Origin of the sequence: Bacillus sp. NPDC057893 (assembly GCF_042796455.1) — a bacterium.
Classification (GTDB): Bacteria; Bacillota; Bacilli; order Bacillales; family Bacillaceae_G; genus Bacillus_A.
The window spans coordinates 5,001-7,551 of the sequence record NZ_JBHVNG010000029.1; the positions used below are offsets into that span (position 1 = coordinate 5,001).

The following is a 2,551-nucleotide window of genomic DNA, read 5'->3' on the forward strand; positions in this document are numbered from 1 at the left end:
CTTCGCCTTACATCATTCATCGTGCGCAGCACGCCGATCGCCTGAGTATTTCTCTTTCCGAATTCATTGGCTCCATGGATAGAATCCATGAAATTCGGGATAGCTGAATAGCACCAATTTGAACATTCGAATAAAACAACCACGTATTCACTGGCACACAGTGCATTTGTTGTCTGTTCGCTTAAGGAGGGAGGAGTATCAATAACGATAAAATCGTATCTGTCCCTGACGGACTTCAAAGCATGATCTAAGACAGAACTTGGATTCCCGCTAAAAGGGATCGTATCGCCTTTATATGTTTTTCCCGTATACAGCCAGCGCGGGAAAGTTGCCAAAAAGTTGTTGGCAGGCAGAAGATCGAGGTGATCGTTGATATTCAGTATGTAGCCCTCAACATTATCTTCCTGCATCGCTTCCAGCACGGACTTGCCCATATACTCATTTGAAGGCTGCTCAGACAGAAGCTCTGTAAGGTTGCCCTGTGAGTCCATATCCACTGCAAGGACCCTATATCCATTTCTGCTCAACAAGTGCGCGAGAATGCCGGTTGTGGTGGATTTTCCGCAGCCTCCCTTTTGAATTCCCATTGTAATAGTAATCGCCATCCCTTTATCACCCTTTCTTCTTTTATTTTTTTCTTCTAACGTTGTTTTCTTCTTTTCTTCTTTTCTTCCTTTCTTCTAACGTTGTTTTCTTCTTATTTTATACGATGCCTTTGTCATCCAATTAAAAAAGGCACTCATTAATGGGTGCCTTTTTTTAATTTCTTAAGTTGCTTTTCGAACTTACGCTTGCGCTTTTCTAGCTCCTCTACTGAATCACTTTCAGCCTCCGGCTCCTGAATTTGCAGAACTTCAAATAATTCTTCTTTAATTTCTTCAAATGTAACTGCTGCTGATTCATGATCCAATTTCAGTACTTCCTCCATTTTTTCAATGGACTTTTCCCGTATATACCAAGCAGGCAGTACTTCTTTTGATTTTCTGAAGTCAGATACTAAGCGTATAAGGATGTCTTCTGATTCATCATTATCCTTGTTTGCTGCCTTTAAGACCTTGGTTATGTATCCGACGGGGTTTTCGATGTCCTTGCGGTCCTGTATTTTCTCCAGGAGGCTCATTACATTGTCCTGTCCATGCTTTTCCCATGAAAGAATGACTTCGTCCGTTAACCTTACCCCCATCTTTAAGCCGAGTTTTTTCACTTTCTCTATAAACGTATCGGCAAATTCCTGCAAATGATTTTGAAGCAGGTCCAATTGATCAGGTTTTCCATTGCTTCCTGAAGTAATGAAAAATTTGATTTTATCCACTCTTCGTCCTGTCCTGATTTCTTCTATTTCAAAGGATATATCCGTTTTAGCCTTCAATTCCTTCTGGGCTGGTACAAGAACACGCTGCTTAAAGTTTCCGTATGCAGGATAGATATCCTCAGCCCCGAGCATTTTGCGCAGGTCCTTCAGGTAAAAGGATCTTTCCTTCAGTCTTTCATATTGCTTCAGTAATTCATATATCCTTATGGCGTAGGAGCTTTTCAGCTTCACCACATTCTCAAGTTTGTAGCTTGTGAATTCCCTTTTCAGCTGAAGCAGGTACGGCCGCAGGAAGGGATCAAACCTTATGTCTACAGTTCCTTCCGTTTCGTTATACGCTACATAGCTGAGCCACGAAACCTGTATGACCTTTTTTTTAATCCGCACTTCAAATACCTTCTTCATCAAATCCTTCGTAATCTGCTTCAGTTCTGTATATTTGGGTGTTCCTTTTAAGCTTAGGAGATCTGAAAATTCCTGAATAGGCAGGGTGTAGGTTTTGAAATCTGAATCTGCAGGTGTAATATGGCTCGCCAGACAAAGGATGATTTTTTGTTCTACCACGCCTAATTTATAATTTGCTTCAATGAGCATATTCGACTTAGTCACCAAATGGTTGTTCTGTGTTTCGTTTTTTTCTAAAATTTTCATCACAATTTCCTCCCTTTCGAGCTTCTTCATTATGACAAAAATCCATCGATAACAAAAGGATTTTTTTGTTATAATTCGCACCAAAAATGTTATAGTTCGCACCAAAAATGTTATAGTTCGCACCAAAAATGTTATAGTTCAGGCACCAAAAATGTTATAGTTCGCACCAAAAATGTTATAGTTCGCACCAAAAATGTTATAGTTCGCACCAAAAATGTTATAGTTAGAGGTCTTGAGGCCAGTCATACCAATGGTTTGAGGCCTCCGAAAACAATTAAAACAATGTAAAACAATTAAAACAATATTAGTAAAACAAACACAACAGGGGGTTTTTTGTTGTGAAAATTCTGAAAACTTTAAGATAGAGTAAGTTCAAAACACTAATTTGTGTATCAAAGGTTAAAGACTATTATTTTTTTAAAAGGTTTTAATGATCTGTCTTTACACCTCTGATAGAGCGATAAAAAGAGAGAAATTATAAAGAATTCAATGTCTGGCTTTATTTCTGTCTTATTTCTAGCATGATCTTATACATATTCAGGATACCGGCCGGCTCATTCTATTTCGAAAACGACAGAAGACCTCACC

2 protein-coding genes (1 of these 2 running past the window's edge) are annotated in these 2,551 nt (G+C 38.9%); both read right to left on the reverse strand.

Annotated elements, in window-relative coordinates; genetic code table 11:
• Positions 1-605, reverse strand: the 5' portion of a protein-coding gene (locus ACFVQC_RS29995) for a ParA family protein (RefSeq protein WP_376296051.1). 193 nt of this gene lie to the left of the window's left edge; only the first 605 of its 798 coding nucleotides appear in the window; it begins with the start codon at positions 603-605; its stop codon lies off the left edge, out of view.
• 137 nt (positions 606-742) lie between these two features.
• The gene (locus tag ACFVQC_RS30000; protein WP_376902234.1) at positions 743-1,963 is read right to left on the reverse strand and encodes a replication initiation protein; all 1,221 of its coding nucleotides are present in this window, start codon (positions 1,961-1,963) and stop codon (positions 743-745) included.
• Between the last annotated feature and the right edge of the window lie 588 nt (positions 1,964-2,551).